The sequence below is a fragment of the Kitasatospora sp. NPDC093806 genome (genome assembly GCF_040683335.1).
In the GTDB taxonomy this organism is placed as follows: Bacteria; Actinomycetota; Actinomycetes; order Streptomycetales; family Streptomycetaceae; genus Kitasatospora.
In genome coordinates this window covers 31,022-50,151 of sequence record NZ_JBFBDO010000001.1, presented here as the reverse complement: position 1 = coordinate 50,151, position 19,130 = coordinate 31,022, and the positions used below count along the sequence as shown (strand labels likewise).

Sequence of the window (19,130 nt, the reverse complement as noted above, 5' to 3'; positions counted from 1 at the left end):
GGCTCAGGCCTCCAGGGGGGCTAGGCCGAACGGGTGGCCGGCCGGGTCGATCAGCACCCGGAGGGTGCGGCCGTGCTGGTAGGTGGGCTCGGTCGCGCCGAGCGCGAGCGCGCGGGCGGTGGCCTCCTCCAGGTCGTCCACGTAGAAGTCCAGGTGGAAGTGCTTGCCGCCGTCCGGCTCGGTCCACGGCTCCGGCCGGTACCCGGTGACCCGGCCGAAGCCGAGCGGGCTGCCGCCCTCCGGGTTGTCCAGGATGGCGAACCGCTCGTCCACGTGCCGGGTCTCCCACCCGAGCAGCTCGCCGTAGAAGGCGGCCAGCGCGACCGGGTCGGCGCAGTCGATGGTGACCATGGCGAGGCGGGCGAAGCCGGTGCCGTTCTGCTCGGCCTGCGCGGCCTGTGCGTCGGCGACGTCGGACATTTCTGGTCGGCCCTTCTGCTGAGGGGTGGTGCGGCGCCGGGGGTCCGCGTGGACCGGGCCCCAGAACCAGCATCGCACCGGGAGTCACGGAGGGCACGGCCAGCGCTGTCCGGGGCACGGCGCCGGTGTAAGGCCGGGTAGGGTTCCGGGCCTGTCGATGGGACTGTGCACGGGGTCTCGGCAACGGTCGAGCCGACAGCCCATCAGCCCGTCCGGGGGAGAACCGCATGCTGGTGAACATCGACTGGCGGGCCGTCGAGCGCACGGGCGAGGACCCGGGCGTGCCGAACTGGTCGATGCTGCGGCTGCGGGCGGAGGCCGCCGCGGAGCTCTGGCCGGGCGACCCGGAGGCCGCGCGGTTCGCCACCGAGGTCGGGGTGCCGTTCGCCCGCGGGCTGTTCCGCCTGCTGCCGGAGCACGCGCGGCGGCGGCCGGAGAACCCGGACCGGGCGTTCGCCCGGGAGCCGCTGACCGAGTCGCTGGTGGAGACCGCGCACGGCCGGCTGCGCCAGCTGGGCGAGCTGTTCGGCGGGTTCGTCTTCGTCAACCTGGACGACGGGACGATCTGGGTCTGCGACCCGGACTCCGAGGTCGAGTACGAGCTGATCCACGGGGACGTCTCCTCGTTCAGCTACCTCGTCTACAAGGTCGAGGTGGAGCGGCCGCTGGACGAGGAGCGCCCGACGCCGTACGACTGGGCCGACGCCGAGGAGTTCGTCCGGGAGGGGATGGCCCGCTGGGACCCGCTGCCGTTCGAGCGCGGCGCCCGGTTCTGGGAGGCGTTCCTGGACACCTGGGCCACGATGTAATCCAATTTTCTTTAGCGAGAGTAATGACGTAGGCTAAAGAACATGCCCGAGATGTCCGAGCAGGACCTCGCAGCGATCAGTCAGCTGCGGTCGTCCGCCATGCGCCTCTCCCGACGGCTCCGCCACCAGCGGGTCGAGGAGTCGCTCAGCCCTACCGAGATCGGGGTGCTGGGCACCCTCGCGCGGTGCGGGAAGGCCACGCCGGGTGAGCTCGCCCGGAAGGAGCACGTACAGCCGCCCTCGATGACCAGGATCGTCGCGATGCTGGAGGAGAAGGGCCTGGTGCGGCGCGAGCCGCACCCGGAGGACCGCCGGCAGGTGGTCGTCAGCAGTACCGAGGAGGCCGAGGCGATCCTGGCGGAGTCCCGCCGGCGCCGGAACGCCTGGCTCGCCGAGCTCGCCCAAGGGCTCGACGAGGAGGAGTGGGCGCTGCTCCGCGAGGCCGCGCCCGTGCTCTACAAGCTCGCACACCTCTAGGCAGACCTGATCCGGTAGCCGCCGGAGGACGAAGGAGAACCGCATCACCGCAGGACCGACCACCGAAACCAGGAGCGCGACGGCCGTCCCACGGGCCGCCGCGCCGCGAGGGGAGACCACCGTGACACCGCCGGCCGCAGCCAGCGCCGCCGCCATCCGTACCCGGACCGACGACCCGACGACCGACCCCGCCGCGAGCAGCACCGCGGCCGCCGACGCCCAGGCACCCGCCCCCACGGGGCTGCCCGGCAGCGGCGACGACGACCCCGACGAACGCACCGCGGCGGACGACCCCGCCGCTCCCGGCCGCAGCCACGCGGCCACATCCCCCGCCGGGGCGACCGGCCCGACCGACCGCACCCTGACCGACCGCACCGGCCCGACCGGAGCGAAGTTCACCCGGCCCGGGGGGATGTTCTCCGCACTGCGCGTTCGCAACTACCGCTACTACTTCGCCGGCCAGGTGGTGTCCAACACCGGCACCTGGATGCAGCGGATCGCCCAGGACTGGCTGGTGCTCAGCCTCACCGGCAGCCCGCTCGCGGTCGGCATCACCACCGCCATGCAGTTCCTGCCGATGCTGCTGCTCGGCCTGTTCGGCGGGGTGCTCGCCGACCGGATGCCCAAGCGCCGGCTGCTGGTCTACACCCAGGGCGCGATGGGCCTGCTCGCCGCCGGACTCGCCGTGCTGACCATCGGCGGCGTGGTGACCCCGTACTACGTGTACGCCTTCGCGCTGCTGCTCGGCCTGGTCACCGTGGTCGACAACCCGACCCGGCAGGCCTTCGTCTCCGAGATGGTCGGCCCGAAGGACCTCGCCAACGCGGTCAGCCTGAACGCCGCCAACTTCCAGACCGCCCGGCTGGTCGGCCCCGCCGTCGCGGGCCTGCTGATCGCCGCGGTCGGCAGCGGCTGGGCGTTCGCGGTGAACGCGCTCTCCTTCGCCGCCGTGATCGGCGGGCTGCTCGCCATGCGGACGAGCGAACTGCGGTCGACCGAGCCGATCGCCCGTGAGAAGGGGCAGCTGCGGGAGGGCCTGCGGTACGTGAAGGAGCGGCCCGAGCTGCTCTGGCCGATGGTGCTGGCCGGGTTCATCGGCACCTTCGGCTTCAACTTCCCGACCCTGCTGGCCGGTTTCGCCACCGACACCTTCCACGTCGGCGCCGGGCAGTACGGCCTGCTGAACACCGCGATGGCGGTCGGTTCACTGGCCGGCGCGCTGCTCGCGGCCCGCCGCGGGGTGCCCCGGCTGCGCCGACTGGTGGCCGCCGCGCTGGCGTTCGGGCTGCTGGAGGTGGTGGCCTCGGTCGCGCCCGACTACTGGACCTTCGCGATCCTGCTCACCTTCATCGGGGTGTTCGGGCTCAGCTTCAACACCTCGGTCAACTCGGCGTTGCAGCTGGGCACCGAGCCCGCGATGCGCGGCCGGGTGATGGGCCTGCTGGTGCTGGTGTTCACCGGCGGGACGCCGATCGGCGCGCCGATCGTGGGCTGGGTCACCGCCTCGTACGGGCCCCGGCTCGGGCTGCTGGCCTGCGGACTGGTCTCGGCGCTGGCGGCCGGCACGGTCGGCCTGGTGCTGGCCCGCAGTGCCGAGCTGCGGCTGCGGCTGGACCTGCACCCGGGCCGCGGCGGCCGGGTGGTGGCCCTGGTGCCGCGCCCCGGTGCCGGCGTGAAGTCCGGGCTGGCCACGGCCTGCTGACGTGAGGCCGGTTCCGGGCCGCCGATGGCGGCGGCCCGGAACCGGCGAACCGGCGAACCGTCAGAGCCGGATCTCCAGCACCTGGCCGGGCCAGACGCCGTTCGGCTGCGCGACCTCGAAGGACTCGGTCTCGGTGAAGCCGAGCGCCCGGTACTGGGCGACCAGCCGGCGGTCGGCGCCCCCGTAGCAGTCCACCCGGACCAGCGAGATGCCCCGGCGGCGGGCCTCCGCCAGGACGTCGGCGATCAGCGCGGCGCCGATCCCCGAGCCTTTCCGGGAGCGGTCGGTGACCAGGTTGCGGACGAACAGCTCGCGCTCCGCCACCGCGGGGACGTACGAGCCGGGCTCCTCGGCGACGACGCAGGCGCCGACGGTCCGGCCCTCCTCGTCCACCGCGAGCCGGAGCAGGAACGGTTCGGCGCCGTACGCGGTGACGTGCTCGATCCTGGCCGGGACGGTGCTGAAGGGCTGGTCGCCCCATTGGCCGGTGCGGCCCCGGGCGGCCAGCCAGGCCACGGCGCCGTCGAGCAGGGCGAGGAGATCGGGGATGTCCGCGGGACCCCCGGTGCGGATCTTCATGGAGATCGTTCTAGCCCAAACCGCCGTCCGGGGGAAGATGGGCCCCATGAGGCTCTTCGTGGCGGTACTGCCTCCGGTGGAGGCGTTGCAGGGGCTGGTCGACGCGGTGGCCCCGGTGCGCGGGCTGCCCGGCGCGGACCGGCTGCGCTGGACGGCGGTCGAGGGCTGGCACCTGACCCTGGCCTTCCTCGGCGAGCAGCCGGCCGAGGGGGTGCCGGAGCTGGCGGCCGGACTGGCCGCGGTGGCCGAGGTACACCCGGTGCACCGGCTGCGGCTGGCCGGTGCCGGACGCTTCGGCGACCGGGTGCTCTGGGCCGGGGTGGAGGGCGAGACCTGGGCGCTGCGCCGGCTCGCCGAGGCGGTGAACGAGGCCACCGCCGGGGCGACCGGGGAGGTGGACGCGTTCGCCTTCCACCCGCACCTGACGCTGGCCCGCGCCGGTTCGACCCGCGGCCACCGGCGGGCGGTGCAGCGGGTGGCCGCGGCGGAGCTGGACGGGCTGGCGCGGGCGCTGGACGAGTACCGGGGGCCGGAGTGGGAGGCCGCCGAGCTGCACCTGATGAAGAGCGAGCACGACGGCGGCGGCGCGCACTACGAGACGGTCCGCTCCTGGCCGCTGGCCCGCTGGGGCGAGTAGCCCGCCGGCCCGCCGGGGCGCGTGGTCAGGCGGGCCAGATCCGCATCGCGTCGGCCGCGACCTGCTCCAGTTCGGCGCGGGTGGCGCCGTCGCGGGCGCGCTGCGACATGCCCTGGAGCACGACGGCGGTGAAGTTGGCCAGGGCCGCCGGGTCCGTCCCGGGGGGCTCGTGGCCGGCCGCGACGTCGGCGCGGATCCGCGACTCCAGGGCGCGGACGTTGGCGTTGCGCAGCTCCCGGACGGCCTCGGCCACCTCGGGCGAGGTGCAGTTGACCGTCGAGCTGATCATCAGGCAGCCCCACGGGTGCTCGGGGTCGGTCGCCTCGGCGGCGGACTCGTGCAGCATCCGGGCGATGCCGGCCCGGGCGGTGGGCTCCTCGTCCATCGCCCGGGTGGAGTACGCGCCGTAGGTCTCCCGGTAGCGGGCGATCACCTCGTCGAAGAGGGCGCGCTTGTCGCCGAAGGCCGCGTACAGGCTCGGCGGGCGGATGCCCATGGCGGCGGTGAGGTCGGCGACCGAGGTGGCCTCGTACCCGCGTTCCCAGAACAGCCGGAGGGCCTGCTCCAGGGCGGCCTCGCGGTCGAAGGAGCGGGGTCTGCCGCGCTTCGCGGTGGCGGTACCGCCGGTCGTCACGCTCGTCGTCGCCATGCCGAGATTCTATATCGAGCACTACAGAAGGCGTGCTACGGTTCATTTCGTTAGCGACCGCTACAGAAATGGGAGGGCATCGTCATGAGCAGGCTCGCGGGGAAGACGGCACTGGTCACGGGCGGCAGCCGGGGCATCGGGCGGGGCATCGCCGAGCGGCTGGGGCGGGAGGGCGCACTGGTCGCCGTCCACTACGGCCGGGACGCGGCGGCGGCCGAGGAGGCGGTCAAGACGATCGAGGGGGCCGGTGGCCGGGCCTTCGCGATCGGTGCCGAGCTGGGCCTCCCGGGGGACGCCGAGGCGCTGTGGACGGCCTTCGACGCCGGACTGGCCGGGTACGACGGGGGCAGCGGGCTGGACATCCTGGTGAACAACGCCGGGATCGGCCTGGACGGGCGGATCGGCGAGGTGGCCGAGGCCGACTTCGACCGGGTCTTCGCCGTCAACGCGAAGGCGCCGTTCTTCCTGATCAAGCACGGGCTCGGCCGGCTCCGCGACGGCGGCCGGATCGTCAACGTCTCCTCGGGTGTCACCCGGGTGGCGTTCCCACCGGCGGTCTCCTACGCGATGACCAAGGGCGCGCTGAACACCCTGACCCTCACCCTCGCCCAGGAGCTGGGTCCGCGCGGGATCACCGTCAACGCGGTGTCGCCGGGCATCGTCGCCACCGAGATCAATCCCTGGCTGGAGGACCCGCGGGCGCATGCCGTGGCCGCCGCGCACTCGGTCTTCAACCGGGTGGGCGAGGCCGGCGACGTCGCCGACGTGGTCGCCTTCCTGGCCTCGGACGACGCGCGCTGGGTCACCGGGCAGAACCTGGACGCCACCGGCGGGTCCAACCTCGGCGTCTAGCCGCGGGCCGGGCGGGGGTACGCTCGTTGACCGTGGATCCCAAGACTCGAATGCGTATCGTGACCGGCGCCCTGGTGCTGCTGCTCGTCGTCGTGCTGGTCAGCTCGCTGGTCGGCAAGTAGCCGTGAACGTGCGGAGGGCCACCGCCCGCAGGCGGTGGCCCTCACGCGTCGGTCAGCCGGTCAGAGCTGCTCGACCACGTAGTCGATGCAGGCGGTGAGCGCCTCGACGTCGGCCGGGTCGACGGCCGGGAACATCGCGACGCGCAGCTGGTTGCGGCCCAGCTTGCGGTACGGCTCGGTGTCGACGATGCCGTTGGCGCGCAGCGCCTTGGCGACCGCGGCGGCGTCCACCGCGTCGTCGAAGTCGATCGTGCCGACCACCTGGGAGCGCTCGGCCGGGTTCGCCACGAACGGGTTGGCGAACGAGGACTTCTCGGCCCAGCCGTACAGCCGGGACGAGGAATCAGCCGTACGGGCGACGGCCCAGTCGAGCCCGCCGTTGCCGTTCAGCCACTCCAGCTGGTCGGCCAGCAGGAACAGGGTGGCGATCGACGGGGTGTTGTAGGTCTGGTCCTTCGACGAGTTGTCGATGGCCGTCGGCAGGTCGAAGAACGGCGGGATGTACCGGCCGGAGCCGGCGATCTCGGCGGCGCGCTCCAGCGCGGCCGGGGAGAAGGTCGCCAGCCAGAGGCCGCCCTCGGCGGCGAAGTTCTTCTGCGGGGCGAAGTAGTAGACGTCGGTCTCGGTGATGTCCACCGGCAGGCCGCCGGCGCCCGAGGTGGCGTCCACCAGGACCAGCGAGCCCTGGTCGGCGCCGACCGGGCGCTTGATCGGCATCGCGACGCCGGTCGAGGTCTCGTTGTGGGTGAGGCCGTAGACGTCCACGCCGGCCTCGGCGACCGGCAGCGGGTGGGTGCCGGGGGCGGTCTTGATCACGCTCGGCTCGGCGAGCCAGGGCGCGGCCTTGACCGAGGAGGCGAACTTGGAGGAGAACTCACCGAAGTCGAGGTGCTGGGACTTCTCCCGCACCAGGCCGAAGGCCGCGATGTCCCAGAAGGCGGTGGAGCCGCCGTTGCCGAGCACCACCTCGTACCCCTCGGGGAGGGAGAAGAGGCTGCTCACGCCCTCGCGCACGCGCTTGACCAGGTTCTTCACCGGGGCCTGGCGGTGGGAGGTGCCGAGCAGGGAGGTCTCGGTGGCGGCGAGGGCACTCAGGGCCTCGGGGCGCACCTTGGACGGGCCGCAGCCGAAACGGCCGTCTGCGGGCTTGATGTCAGCGGGGATCTGGATCTGAGCCACGGGCCGCAGCCTACCGGCCGGGGCGGCCCGGAATCGACGGGAGTCCGCCCGCTGAGATGCCCCCGTCCCACCCGCGAGCTGCGGAAACAGCGGGTCCGGTTCGGTATCCGGACCCGCTGTTCGAGCAGCTGTGCGTCAGCGCGGGACGGCCTCGGCGCGGGAGGCCGTAGCGGCGCGGGACGGCGTCAGCGCGCGATGGGCGTCAGTGCGCGATGGCGTCGTAGCCCTCGATGTCGCGCGGGCTGCGCGGGCCGGGGCCGATGTAGCGCGCGGCGGGGCGCACGAGCCGGCCGGTGCGCTTCTGCTCCAGGATGTGCGCCGACCAGCCGGCCGTCCGGGCGCAGGTGAACATCGAGGTGAACATGTGCGCCGGGACCTCGGCGAAGTCCAGCATGATGGCGGCCCAGAACTCGACGTTGGTGGCCAGCACGCGGTCGGGGCGGCGGTTGTGCAGCTCCTCCAGCGCGGCCTTCTCCAGCGCCTCGGCGACCTCGAAGCGCGGCGCGCCGAGCTCCTTGGCGGTGCGGCGCAGCACCCGGGCGCGCGGGTCCTCGGCGCGGTAGACGCGGTGGCCGAAGCCCATCAGGCGCTCGCCCTTGTCCAGCGCGTTCTTGACCCAGGCGGTGGCGTCGCCGGTGCGCTCGATCTCCTCGATCATGCCGAGCACCCGGGACGGCGCGCCGCCGTGCAGCGGGCCGGACATCGCGCCGACCGCGCCGGAGAGGGCGGCCGCGACGTCGGCGCCGGTGGAGGCGATGACCCGGGCGGTGAAGGTGGAGGCGTTCATGCCGTGCTCGGCGGCGGAGGTCCAGTAGGCGTCGATGGCCTTGACGTGCTTCGGGTCGGGCTCGCCCCGCCAGCGGATCATGAACCGCTCGACGACCGTCTCGGCCTTGTCGATCTCGCTCTGCGGGACCATCGGCAGGCCCTGGCCGCGGGCGGACTGGGCGACGTAGGAGAGCGCCATGACGGCGGCCCGGGCGAGGTCGTCGCGGGCCTGCTCGGCGTCGATGTCCAGCAGCGGCTTGAGGCCCCAGACCGGGGCGAGCATCGCGAGCGCGGACTGCACGTCGACCCGGATGTCACCGGAGTGGACCGGGATCGGGAACGGCTCGGCGGCCGGCAGGCCGGGGTTGAACTTGCCGTCGACCAGCAGGCCCCAGACGTGGCCGAAGGAGACGTTGCCGACGAGGTCGTCGATGTCGACCCCTCGGTACCGCAGGGCGCCGCCTTCACGGTCGGGTTCGGCGATCTCGCTCTCGAAAGCGACGACACCTTCGAGCCCGGGTACGAAGTCGGACATGCACGGCTCCTTCAGTTCTGCGATCGGCGGGCCGCCGTGGTGGGGAGGCACGCCAGTGACCGAATGGTGGTTGGCACTCGGTGCCAGCGTGACAGGCACGGGGTGCATTGCGCCATACACCACGGTGGTGATGTTTCCCGCGGGCCCGCTTGACTTTTTGCCCGGAACCCCGTCGGAACCGCGAAATCTCCCGGACCAAACGCGCGCCTCCGGACAAATCGCCGCACGAAGGACGGCCGGTTGGTGGCGGGACACCTTATCTCCCACCGGGGTTTGTCCGGAGGTAGCGGTGCCGGTTGCTTGTCGTACGGGATGATGTTGACGTGCAGACCCCGGACCGCGCCCAGTCGACGCCCCTGACCCCCGCCACCCGGATCCTGGCCGACGAGGCCCGCCCCGGACCGGACCTCACCATGATGCGCAAGCACTACGCGCACGAGGGCCTGGTCGAGGAGCAGCTCGTCGCCGAGCCGATCGCCCAGTTCAACCGGTGGTTCCACGAAGCGGACGAGGCCGGGGTGGTGGAGCCCAACGCGATGGTGCTCTCCACCGCCGACGCCGAGGGGCGGCCCAGCGCCCGGACCGTGCTGCTCAAGGGGATCGACGCCCGCGGCTTCGTCTTCTTCACCAACTACGGCTCCCGCAAGGGCACCGAGCTGGCCGCCAACCCGCACGCCGCGCTGCTCTTCCCGTGGATCGCGCTGGCCCGCCAGGTGATCGTCCAGGGCCCGGTGGAGAAGGTCGGCCGGGACGAGACCGCCGCCTACTTCCGCACCCGCCCGCACGGCTCCCAGCTCGGCGCCTGGGCCAGCGAGCAGTCCAGCCCGGTCGCCTCGCGGGAGGTGCTGGAGCAGCGGTACGCGGAGCTGGAGCGGCGCTACCCGGAGGGCGAGGGGGTGCCGGTGCCGCCGTTCTGGGGCGGTTACCGGGTGGTGCCGACCAGTGTGGAGTTCTGGCAGGGGCGGGAGAACCGGCTGCACGACCGGCTGCGGTATGTCGCGGACCAGGCCGCCCCGACGGGCTGGCAGGTGGAGCGGCTCTGCCCGTGAGGGCACCCGCGCGCTGCCCGTAGCGCCGCCGGATCCGGCCCGTTGCGCCGGCGGATCAGGCCCGTTGTGCCGCCGGGGCCGGGTCCGTTGCGTCACTGGGCCGGGCCCGTTGCGCCACTGGGCCGGGCCCGTTGCGTCGGCGGATCCGGCCCGTGACGACACCCGGACAACTTCCTCCGGACACCGGCTGACCGCCCGTCAGCCCGCCAGTATGGTGGGGGGCGTTCGCTGGCCTCGTAGGGGGTTCTTGGGTGCGGCCGTACTTCTTCTTCAGTTACGCGCGACGGGACCACCTGGCCGGGGGCGCGTTCGTCGACCAGTTCTTCGCCGACCTGCGGGACGAGCTGGCGCGGATCGAACCCGAGGCCGGACCGGCCGAACTGGCCTACCGGGACACCGAACGGCTGCGGGTCGGCGACGACTGGGAGCAGCAGCTCTCCCGGATGGTCGGCGCCAGCCGCACCATGGTCGCGCTCTACTCGCCCGCCTACTTCGCGAGCGCGTACTGCGGCAAGGAGTGGACCGCCTTCGACCACCGGATGCGCCGCCACCGCGAGCAGACCGGCGAGACCGTCGCGGCCCTGATCCCGGTCCTGTGGGAGCCGCCGCCCGCCGACCTGCCCGCCGAGGTGCTGCGGATCCAGTACGTCCAGCACGACTTCGGCGAGGAGTACGCCACCGGCGGGCTGCGCCACCTGCTGCGCACCGACCCGCACGGGGCGGCCTACCGCAAGGTCGTGCAGGTGGTCGCCGAGCGGGTGCGGGAGGCCGCCGGCTGGCGGGTCGTCGAACTGCGGGACCTCGACCTGGCCCGCGTCGAGGGCTGCTTCCCGGTCCCGGAGGCCGCGCCGCCCGCGACCCGCAGCAGCCTGGTCCGGCTCTTCGTCGCCGCCCGCCGGGCCGGGGACGGGATGGCGGACGGGTCGGCGGGCGGCCCGGTCGCCGGTCCGCTTCCGGGGCAGCGGCCGGTGCCGGCGGACGGCGGCGGGGACGGGGCGGCGGACGGGCGGTACCACGGCGGCTGGTACGGGCCGCACCCCCGGGACTGGGCGCCCTTCCACCCGCCCCGGCTGCCCTCGCTCGCCGTCCAGGCCCAGCAGGTGATCACCCGGGCCGGGCACAGCACCAGCCTGGAGACGGTCGGCCCCGACCTCGGCCGCGCGCTCGACACGGCCCGCGAGAACAACGAGGTCAGCGTCCTCCTGGTGGACCCGTGGGCGGCCGGGACGGAGCAGTTCCGGCGGCCGCTGCGCGACTTCGACCAGCAGAACCACCCGGTCACCGCCGTCCTGCTGCCCGACAGCACCGACGATCCGCCCGCCGGTCCGGCGCGCGCCCGGCTCTGGGAGGGGGTGCGCGCGGTGTTCGCGCGCACCTGGCTGCACCGGTCCGGGCCCGAGCCGCTCTTTCGCATCCACGTCGGCCGGGAACGCTTCGAGCGGGAGCTCCTCTCGGCCGTGACCGTCGCCCAGAACCGGCTGCTCGACCAGACCGACGAGGACCCGGCCGCGACCCGGGCTGAGTTCGGCCTCGACCTGGAGCCCCGGCCGATCTTCGGGCTGGCCGTCCCGGCCCGGTCGCCGGCCCCGCACGGGGAGCCCGGCCCGAACGGGACGGCCGGGACGGCCGGTGCTGCCGGGCCCGCCGGTGCCGCCGGGTCCGCCGGTGCCGCCGGTGCCGCCGCGCGGCCCGGACCGCCCGTGCCGCGCGCCGAGACCGTGCCCCGCGCGGAGACCGTGCCCCTGCCCGCCCACGCGCCCAGCGAAGGAGAGACGGACCGATGAGCGCCGAGCACGCCGCCCTCGCGGACCACGGGTCCGCCGCCCTGGCGACCCCCGCCACCGGCACGGTCGTCACCTTCTACTCCTTCAAGGGCGGCACCGGCCGCACCATGGCGCTGGCCAACCTGGGCTGGATCCTGGCCAGCCAGGGTCTGCGCGTCCTGGTGGTGGACTGGGACCTGGAGGCCCCCGGCCTGCACCGCTACTACCACCCGCTGCTCGTCGACCCCGAACTGCACGCCACCGACGGGCTGATCGACATGCTCCGGGCCTACGTCGACGAGGCGCTGCCCGGTCCGGGCCGCGACCCCGGCCCGGACCCCCGGGAGTGGCTCGCCGAACCCGGCCGGCTGGAGCGCTACCTGTGCGGCCTGGCCCTCGACCTGCCGGACGGCGGCCGGCTCGACCTGATGCCGGCCGGCCGGCAGAACGCCGCCTACTCGGCCGCCGTCACCAGCTTCAACTGGCGCAGCTTCTACACCCGCGCCGACATCCGGGGCGCGGAGTTCCTGTACGCGCTGCGCGAGCAGTGGACCACCGCGTACGACTACGTGCTGATCGACAGCCGGACCGGGGTCAGCGACACCTCCGGCATCTGCACCGTGCTGATGCCCGACACCGTGGTGGACTGCTTCACCCTCGGCGCCCAGAGCATCCGCGGCGGCGTCGACGCGGCCCGTGCCATCGTCGACGCCGACGAGCGGGACATCCGGGTGCTGCCCGTCCCGATGCGGGTCGAGGACGCCGAACGGGCCGGGCTGGCGGCCGGCCGCGACCTCGCCCACGACGCCTTCGACCCCTACCTGGACCGCTGGCTCAGCCCCGAGCGGCGGGCGGACTACTGGCGCGACGTCGAGGTGCCGTACAAGCCGTTCTACGCCTACGAGGAGGTCCCGGCCACCGTCGTCGACCGGCCGCAGCAGGGCCGCAGCCTGCTCGCCGCGTTCGAACGGCTGGCCGACTGGCTCACCGGCGGCCGGGTCCGCGCCCTGCGGCCCGTCCCCGACCTGGCCCGCCGCCGGCTGTACGCGGCCTACCTGCGCACCGGCCGCACCCGCTCCCGCCAGGTCCACATCAGCTACGCGCCCAAGAACCGGATCTGGGCCGAGTGGATCGCCGCCACCCTTCAGGGCTTCGGCTACCTGGTCACCCTGCACAGCGCCGCCGTCCCGCTCGAACCCGGTCCGCCGCAGGCCGCCGCGGTGCCGGAGGCCGCCGGGCCGCTGGACGGCGACGGCCGGCTGCTCGCCCTGCTCAGCCCCGAGTACGCCGTCCTGCCGCGCGGGCGGGAGATCTGGCGCCGGTTCACCACCCAGGACCCGGCGGGCGACTCCGGCGGCCTGCTCGCCGTCCGGCTCCGCGACCGGCCGGCCGACGGGCCGGGCGGCGACCACCCCGGCGAGCGGGCGGGGGAGCGGGCCGAGGCGGAGTCGCCGCAGTTCGCCGGGCACCGGGCGCTCGACCTTGCCACCGGGTCCGCCGAGCAGGCGGAGGCCCAGCTGTTCGAACTGATCGGCCCGCCGCCCGGCGCCGGGCGCTGGATGGAGACCGGAGACGCCACCCCCGCCCCGCCGGCCCGCTTCCCGGTCGCCCGCCCGTCCGTCCAGGACGTGCCGCCGCAGCTGCCCACCTTCACCGGCCGGATGCGGCTGCTGGAGGCGGTCCGCGACGGTTTCACCCTCGGGACCGGCGCCGGTGGCGAGACCGCGCCCGTCCAGGTGCTCTACGGCATCGGCGGGGTCGGCAAGTCGCAGGCCGCGATCGAGTACGCGCACCGCTTCGCCGCTGGCTACGACGTGCTCTGGTGGGTGCCCTCCCAGCAGCCCGCGGTGATCCCGCAGAAACTCGCCGAACTCGCCCCCAAGCTCGGCCTGGAGAGCGAAGGCGACGTCACCCGGACCGCCCGCGCCGTCCTCGACGCGCTCGCCAGCGGCCGGCCCTACCGCCGCTGGCTGCTGCTCTTCGACAACGCCGAGGACCCGGAGCTGCTCGACCCCTGGATCCCGGCCGCCGGGCCCGACGGCCACGTCCTGGTCACCTCGCGCGACCGGCGCTGGGCGCGCCGGCCCGGCCGCACCGAGGTCGAGGTGTTCGACCGCGCGGAGAGCGTCGAACTGGTCCGGCACTTCAACACCGGGGTCGCCCGCGCCGACGCCGAACGGATCGCCGAACTCCTCGGCGACCTGCCGCTCGCCGTCGGCCAGGCCGCCGCCTGGCTGCAGGAGACGCCGATGCCGGCCGGCACCTACGCCGACCTGCTCGACGAGACCCTCACCGAGATCCTCGACCGCACCGTGCGGGCCGGCGTCGGCCCGGCGGCGGAGGAGGGCGGCGGCGGCGCCAGCGTCACGGCCGCCACCTGGCGGATCGTCGGCTCCGACCTGCGCCGGATCAACGCCCCGGCCGCCCGCCTGCTGGAGGTCTGCGGCTTCCTCGGCCCGGAGGCCATCCCGATCTCGCTGCTGTACAGCCCGCCGGTGATCGAGGCGATCGGGCTCCCCCCGGGCACCTCCGACCAGCGGCTCGCGGTCGGCGAGATCCTGCGGACCGTCAACCAGTTCAACCTCGCCCGCTACGACCAGGCGGCCGGGACCCTCGTCGTGCACCGGATCGTCCAGGCGCTGCTGCGCGAACAGGTCACCGAGGCCGACCGCGACCGGCTCCGCGCCGCCGCCCACCGGGCGCTCGCGCTCGCCGACCCCGGTGAGCCCGAGGCCCCGGCCAACTGGCCCCGGTACGCCGAACTCCTGCCCCACCTGCGGCCGTCCGGCGCGCCCGAATCCACCGATCCGGCGGTCCGTCAGTGGATCGTCAACTCGGTCCGCTACCTGTGGCAGCGCAGCCTGCACGAAGCCGGGCGGGAGCTGGCCGAGCACGTGCTCGACCGGTGGCGGGCGGCCGGGCCGCTGGACACCGAACGCGACGTCAAGGTTCAGCTGCTGCGCGTCCAGCTCGCCAACATCCAGCGGGCGCAGGGACTGGCCGGGAAGGCGTACGAGACCGACCGGGACGCCCTGGAACGGCTGACCGCCCTCCTTGGGCGTGAGCACCGGGACACCGTCCAGGCCGCCACCAGCCTCGGCGGGGACCTGCGGCACCTTGGCCGCTACCAGGAGGCCCGCGAGCTGGACGAGGAGACCCTGGCCGTCGCCCGCCGGGTGCTCGGGCCAGACGACCAGCGCACCCTGATGATCGAGAACAACCTGGCCGCCTCCGTCCTGTTGGTCGGCGACTTCGCCGGGGCGGTGGCCGGGCAGCAGGTTGCCTATGCGCGGAAGCTGGAGGTGCTGGGCAAGCGGAACCCGTACACGATCCTCGGAGCCATGGCCTACGGGCACGCGCTGTACGAGGTCGGACGGCCCGTCGAGGCGCTGAGCCGACTGGACAAGGCCGTCCGGCGCAGCCGGGAGGTGCTCGGCGAGGACCACGACAACACCCTGCGCAGCCGGCGCTACCGGGGCGCCGTGCTGCGTCGGCTGGGCCGGGCTCCGGAGGCACTGGCCGAGGCCGAGGACGTCCACCGGCGGCTGCTCGACCGCTATGGCGCGGACCACCCCGGCACCGCGGCCGCCGCCGACAGCCTGGCCGCCGCGCTCGGCGCGCTCGGGGAGGTCGAACGGTCCGTCGAACTAGCAGAGGAGTCGTACCGCTACCACCGCGACCACCTCGGCGCCGGTCACCCCACCGAACTCCTGGCGGTCGGCAACCTCGCCGTGGCGCTCCGCAGGGCCGGCCACGCCGAGGAAGCCCGGGCGCTCTCCGGCGAGGCGCTGGACGGCCTGCGCGCCGTCCTCGGCGACCGCCACCCGTACGTCGCGGCCGCCCGGCTCAACCGGGCCGTCGACCTGGCCGGCGCGGGAGAGCACGGAGCCGCGCTGGCCCTCTCCGAGGCCGCCGCGGCCCTGCTGGTCGAGCGGCTCGGCCCGGACCACCCGGACGCCCTGGCGGCCGCTGCCAACACCGCCCTGACGCTCGCCGTCCTCGGCGAGCCCGGTCGGGCGGCGCAGCTGTACGAACGGACCCTGGCCCGGGCGCTGGCGGTGCCGTACCTGGGCGCCGGGCACCCGCTCACCCAAGCGATCCGGACAAAGCGCCGGCTGACGGTCGAGATCGAGCTGCCACCGGTGTGATGCCCGCCCCCGGCGGACATGCTGTGCGGTGGGTTCCGGGCCTCCGCCCGGAATCCACTCCAGCCTTTCGGAGAAGGGGAGTCGAGCATGGAAGCCACTGGTGGCAGCGGCATCATGGTGGACCCGGAGGTGGCGGCGGAAACCGCCCGGCGACCGGCGCTGGACGAGCTGGCGGAGCTCGGCGCGGGGGAGCTGACCCGGCTGCTGGAGCAGGCGCTGCCCGGCGTCGGAGCGCGGGCCGTGTCGCCGTTCAACTCCTCGGTCTGAACGGGTGCCCCCGGCGCGGCCGTTCACCCAGGTCGTCCTGAAGGTCCACAGTCGGTGCGACCTGGCCTGCGACCACTGCTACGTCTACGAGCACGCCGACACCGGCTGGCGGTCCCGGCCGCGGGTCGTCGCGGACGCCGTGCTGGTCCGGGCCGCCGAGCGGATCGGCGAGCACGCCGCCGCGCACGGGCTGACCGGCGTCGGGGTCGTGCTGCACGGCGGCGAGCCATTGCTGGCCGGCCCGGAGGTGTTCCGGCGGGCGGCTGGGCTGCTGCGGGCCGCGCTGCCCGCCGTGTGCGAGCTCGACCTGCGCGTTCACACCAACGGGGTGCGGCTGGACCCGGCCTGGTGCGCGCTCTTCGACGAGCTCGGCATCCGAGTCGGCGTCTCGCTGGACGGCGACCGGGCCGCCAACGACCGCCACCGCCGGTTCGCCGACGGGCGCACCAGCCACCCGCAGGTGCTGCGCGCCGTCGGGCTGCTGCGCGAGCCGCGGTTCCGGCACCTGTACGCGGGGCTGCTCTGCACCGTCGACGTCGAGAACGACCCCGCCGCCGTGTATCGGGCGCTCGCCGAACTGGCGCCCCCTGCCGTGGACTTCCTGTTGCCGCACGCCACCTGGGAGCAGCCACCGGCGCGCCCCGCCGGGCTCGGCGCGAGGCCGTACGCGGACTGGCTGCTGGCCGTGCACACGCTCTGGGAGGCGGACGGTCGGCCGTTCGCCGTCCGCACCTTCGACTCGGTGCACCGCACGCTGTCGGGGCTGTCCAGCCTGACCGAGGCGCTCGGCCTGGAGCCGGTCGACCTGGTGGTGCTGGAGACGGACGGGGCGTACGAGCAGGCCGACAGCCTGAAGACGGCCTACGACGGCGCGCCCGCCACCGGGATGGACGTCTTCCGGCACAGCCTCGACGAGGTCGCCCGGCACCCGGGGATGGCCGCCCGGCGAGCGGGCCTGGACGGGTTGAACGCCACCTGCCAGGCTTGCCCGGTGGTCCGCTCCTGCGGCGGCGGCCTGTACGCCCACCGCTACCGGGACGGGTCCTTCGACCACCCCTCGGTGTACTGCGCGGACCTGCTCGCGTTGGTCGAGGGCCTGGCCGCCCGCAGCGGCCGTGTCGCCGTCGTCCCATCTCCCGCTCCGCCGATCGCCGCGCTCGGCCTCACCGATGCCCAACTCGACGAACTCGCCCTGGGATTCGGTGGACCATCCACCATTCAGGCGCTCGCCGACTCCCAACTCTCCATCACCCGGGCGATGCTGGCCGCCGTCCACGACTCCTCCGGTGCGGCCGGCTCGGCCGCCTGGGAGCTGCTCACCGAGCTCGACGCCACCGAACCGGCCATCGTGGACGCGGTGGTGGCCCACCCGTACGTCCGCGCCTGGGCCGCCCGACGGCTGAGCGGCGACCCGGGCGCCGGCCTCGGCCCACTGGCCGGGCTGGCCGCCGCCGCGGCCATCCGGGCCGGGCGCGGGGAGACGGTGGCCGTGCCGGTCCGGGAGGGGTTCCTGCACCTGCCGACGCTCGGACGGCTGGCGGTCGGCGGCGGCGTCCGGGAGGCCCGGGTCACTGTCGGCGCGCTCGCCTCGGACAACCCTTGCTGGCAGCCAGTCCGCCGGGTCCGCCTGTCCGGCGGCCGTGCGCTCGCCCTGGAGGACACGGACCCACAGCGCGCCGTCCACCAGTGGCCGGTGGCGGACCGGTTGGACGATGACGAGTACGCGGGCTGGGCCCGGGATTTGCGGGCGGCCGCCGACCTGCTCGACCGCGACCTCCCCGAGTACGCGGCCGGCCTTTGGGCCGGGTTGACCACCGTCACCCCGCTGCGGCCGGGGGCGGATGGGACGGACGTCAGCTCGGCGGCCCGGCAGGCCTTCGGCGCGGTCGCGATCGCCCGCCCGCGAGAGGTGCCGAAGCTGGCGGAGTTGCTGGTGCACGAGTTCCAGCACGTGAAGCTGGGCGCGGTCCTGGACTGGGTGGAGCTCTACGACCGGAGCGATACGCGACTTTTCGAGGCCTTCGGCCTGTCGCCGCGCCCGATCGGCTCCCTGTTCCAGGCCGTGTACGCCCACCTGGCGGTAACCGCCTTCTGGGGCACACAGGTTGAAGCGGGCCTGGAGTCGGCCCGCCCTCGCTTCACCCACTGGCGCACCCTGACCGACCAAGCCGTCGATCTGCTCGCCGACAGCGACGCACTCACCCCCCTGGGCCACCGATTCGCGCTTGGGGCAAGGCAGTCCGTCGACGTGTGGTTGCTCGCCTCCCGTCACCACCCTGCGCGATGAAGGCGCTTGGCTGAGATGGAGTCAGGCCGTCGTCGTGCAGACGAAACCGAGGTCGGCCAAGCCCTCGGCCTGGCACAGTCGGTCGGAGGCACCGCCGGCGGTGGTCTGGAGCAACTGGTAGTCGGCGCCGTGGGTGCCGCCCCAGTGCATGGCGGCGCGCCACAGCTGCCTGCCGAGGCCCAAGCCCCGGTACTCGGGCAGCACGCCGAAGTACTGCGGCAGCAGCCGGGCCTTGCCGACCGGGTCGGGCAGGGTTTCCATCGGCCCGATGGCGCCCACCACCCGGTCGTCGCGGACGGCGGTCAGCACGAGGCCGACGCTGTCGATCCGGGAGTACAGGAAGGCGAAGCCCTCGTCGGCCAGCTTCTCGGCGAAGGCCCCGAACGTGGCGCGAACGGGGCCGGGTAGCGCGTCCAGGTGCTCGATCCCGTCGACGGCCGGGGCGGGGTGGTCGAAGGTGCGGAGCTGGACGCGGGTGGACGCGGCCACCGGGTCGGGCTGGGCCTGGAACCACACAAGGCGGGCGGCGGCGGCATCGTGGAGGGCGGCGAGTTTGGCGGCCGTCTCCCGTGCCTCTGCGCGGTGCTCGGAGCCACCGTAGAGGTGGACGTGAAGAACGCCGCGGCCGGTGAGAGTGGGGAGCAGGGTCCGAAGCCGGTCTTGGCGGACGTCACCGACGAGGAGGCGCTCGTCCTTCCGGTCGGACCAGCGGCGGTCCTTGTCATGGGGGAGGAATTCGCCGGTGGCAGCGACCCGGGCGATGGCGTCAAGCAGGCCGGCGCTGACGGCGTCGGGGTGCAGGGGCCCGAGGGTGGGCAGGTACGGCACGGACATCACGGGGCGCAGCAGGTCCCAGGACAGCTCCACGCTCGCACCCTACTCGGGCC

16 protein-coding genes are annotated in these 19,130 nt (G+C 74.2%); 10 read left to right on the top strand and 6 right to left on the bottom strand.

Translation table 11 applies throughout. The features are described from left to right. Window positions 1–3: 3 nt before the first annotated feature. Window positions 4–420: a VOC family protein gene (locus tag AB0N76_RS00230; RefSeq protein ID WP_363551873.1), complete on the bottom strand. Its 417-nt coding sequence runs from the start codon at window positions 418–420 to the stop codon at window positions 4–6. A 227-nt stretch (window positions 421–647) separates the two neighbouring features. Between AB0N76_RS00230 and AB0N76_RS00225 the strand changes: the two genes are divergently transcribed. From AB0N76_RS00225 to AB0N76_RS00215, 3 genes are all read left to right on the top strand, one after another. Next, the gene (locus tag AB0N76_RS00225; protein WP_363551871.1) at window positions 648–1,229 is read left to right on the top strand and encodes an SUKH-4 family immunity protein; all 582 of its coding nucleotides are present in this window, start codon (window positions 648–650) and stop codon (window positions 1,227–1,229) included. Between the two features lie 42 nt (window positions 1,230–1,271). Continuing rightward, a complete protein-coding gene (locus AB0N76_RS00220) occupies window positions 1,272–1,706 on the top strand; it encodes a MarR family transcriptional regulator (protein WP_363551869.1) in 435 nt (144 codons plus the stop codon). A gap of 412 nt (window positions 1,707–2,118) precedes the next feature. Then, complete coding sequence (locus AB0N76_RS00215; RefSeq protein ID WP_363552225.1) at window positions 2,119–3,408, top strand: MFS transporter; 1,290 nt, start codon at window positions 2,119–2,121, stop codon at window positions 3,406–3,408. A gap of 60 nt (window positions 3,409–3,468) precedes the next feature. Here the strand turns inward: AB0N76_RS00215 and AB0N76_RS00210 are convergent, their stop codons facing one another. After that, the gene (locus tag AB0N76_RS00210) at window positions 3,469–3,987 is read right to left on the bottom strand and encodes a GNAT family N-acetyltransferase (RefSeq protein WP_363551867.1); all 519 of its coding nucleotides are present in this window, start codon (window positions 3,985–3,987) and stop codon (window positions 3,469–3,471) included. Between the two features lie 46 nt (window positions 3,988–4,033). Here AB0N76_RS00210 and thpR point away from each other — a divergent pair, with 46 nt between their 5' ends. Then, window positions 4,034–4,624 (top strand): RNA 2',3'-cyclic phosphodiesterase, encoded by a 591-nt coding sequence (gene thpR / locus AB0N76_RS00205; RefSeq protein ID WP_363551865.1) that lies wholly within the window; start codon window positions 4,034–4,036, stop codon window positions 4,622–4,624. 25 nt (window positions 4,625–4,649) lie between these two features. Here the strand turns inward: thpR and AB0N76_RS00200 are convergent, their stop codons facing one another. Then, a complete protein-coding gene (locus AB0N76_RS00200) occupies window positions 4,650–5,273 on the bottom strand; it encodes a TetR/AcrR family transcriptional regulator (RefSeq protein ID WP_363551863.1) in 624 nt (207 codons plus the stop codon). Window positions 5,274–5,357: 84 nt separating this feature from the next. Here AB0N76_RS00200 and AB0N76_RS00195 point away from each other — a divergent pair, with 84 nt between their 5' ends. Then, entirely contained in the window at window positions 5,358–6,125 is a 768-nt protein-coding gene (locus AB0N76_RS00195) for an SDR family oxidoreductase (RefSeq protein ID WP_363551861.1), read from the top strand. A gap of 182 nt (window positions 6,126–6,307) precedes the next feature. Here AB0N76_RS00195 and serC read toward each other — a convergent pair whose 3' ends face one another. Both serC and AB0N76_RS00185 read right to left on the bottom strand, forming a co-directional pair. Further along, a complete protein-coding gene (serC, locus tag AB0N76_RS00190) occupies window positions 6,308–7,426 on the bottom strand; it encodes a phosphoserine transaminase (protein ID WP_363551859.1) in 1,119 nt (372 codons plus the stop codon). Window positions 7,427–7,628: 202 nt separating this feature from the next. Continuing rightward, window positions 7,629–8,729 (bottom strand): citrate synthase 2, encoded by a 1,101-nt coding sequence (locus tag AB0N76_RS00185; protein ID WP_363551857.1) that lies wholly within the window; start codon window positions 8,727–8,729, stop codon window positions 7,629–7,631. Between the two features lie 416 nt (window positions 8,730–9,145). Between AB0N76_RS00185 and pdxH the strand changes: the two genes are divergently transcribed. The 5 genes from pdxH to AB0N76_RS00160 all read left to right on the top strand — a co-directional run bounded on the left by pdxH (window position 9,146) and on the right by AB0N76_RS00160 (window position 18,243). After that, the gene (pdxH, locus tag AB0N76_RS00180) at window positions 9,146–9,778 is read left to right on the top strand and encodes a pyridoxamine 5'-phosphate oxidase (RefSeq protein ID WP_363552223.1); all 633 of its coding nucleotides are present in this window, start codon (window positions 9,146–9,148) and stop codon (window positions 9,776–9,778) included. Between the two features lie 251 nt (window positions 9,779–10,029). Then, window positions 10,030–11,562 (top strand): TIR-like protein FxsC, encoded by a 1,533-nt coding sequence (locus AB0N76_RS00175; RefSeq protein WP_363551855.1) that lies wholly within the window; start codon window positions 10,030–10,032, stop codon window positions 11,560–11,562. Next, complete coding sequence (fxsT, locus tag AB0N76_RS00170; RefSeq protein ID WP_363551853.1) at window positions 11,559–15,689, top strand: FxSxx-COOH system tetratricopeptide repeat protein; 4,131 nt, start codon at window positions 11,559–11,561, stop codon at window positions 15,687–15,689. The genes AB0N76_RS00175 and fxsT overlap by 4 nt, the downstream gene beginning before the upstream one ends. A gap of 87 nt (window positions 15,690–15,776) precedes the next feature. Then, a complete protein-coding gene (locus AB0N76_RS00165; RefSeq protein ID WP_363551851.1) occupies window positions 15,777–15,956 on the top strand; it encodes a hypothetical protein in 180 nt (59 codons plus the stop codon). Between the two features lie 4 nt (window positions 15,957–15,960). Beyond that, the gene (locus AB0N76_RS00160) at window positions 15,961–18,243 is read left to right on the top strand and encodes an FxsB family cyclophane-forming radical SAM/SPASM peptide maturase (RefSeq protein ID WP_363551849.1); all 2,283 of its coding nucleotides are present in this window, start codon (window positions 15,961–15,963) and stop codon (window positions 18,241–18,243) included. Between the two features lie 21 nt (window positions 18,244–18,264). Here the strand turns inward: AB0N76_RS00160 and AB0N76_RS00155 are convergent, their stop codons facing one another. Next, window positions 18,265–19,110: a GNAT family N-acetyltransferase gene (locus AB0N76_RS00155; RefSeq protein WP_363551847.1), complete on the bottom strand. Its 846-nt coding sequence runs from the start codon at window positions 19,108–19,110 to the stop codon at window positions 18,265–18,267. Window positions 19,111–19,130: the final 20 nt, after the last annotated feature.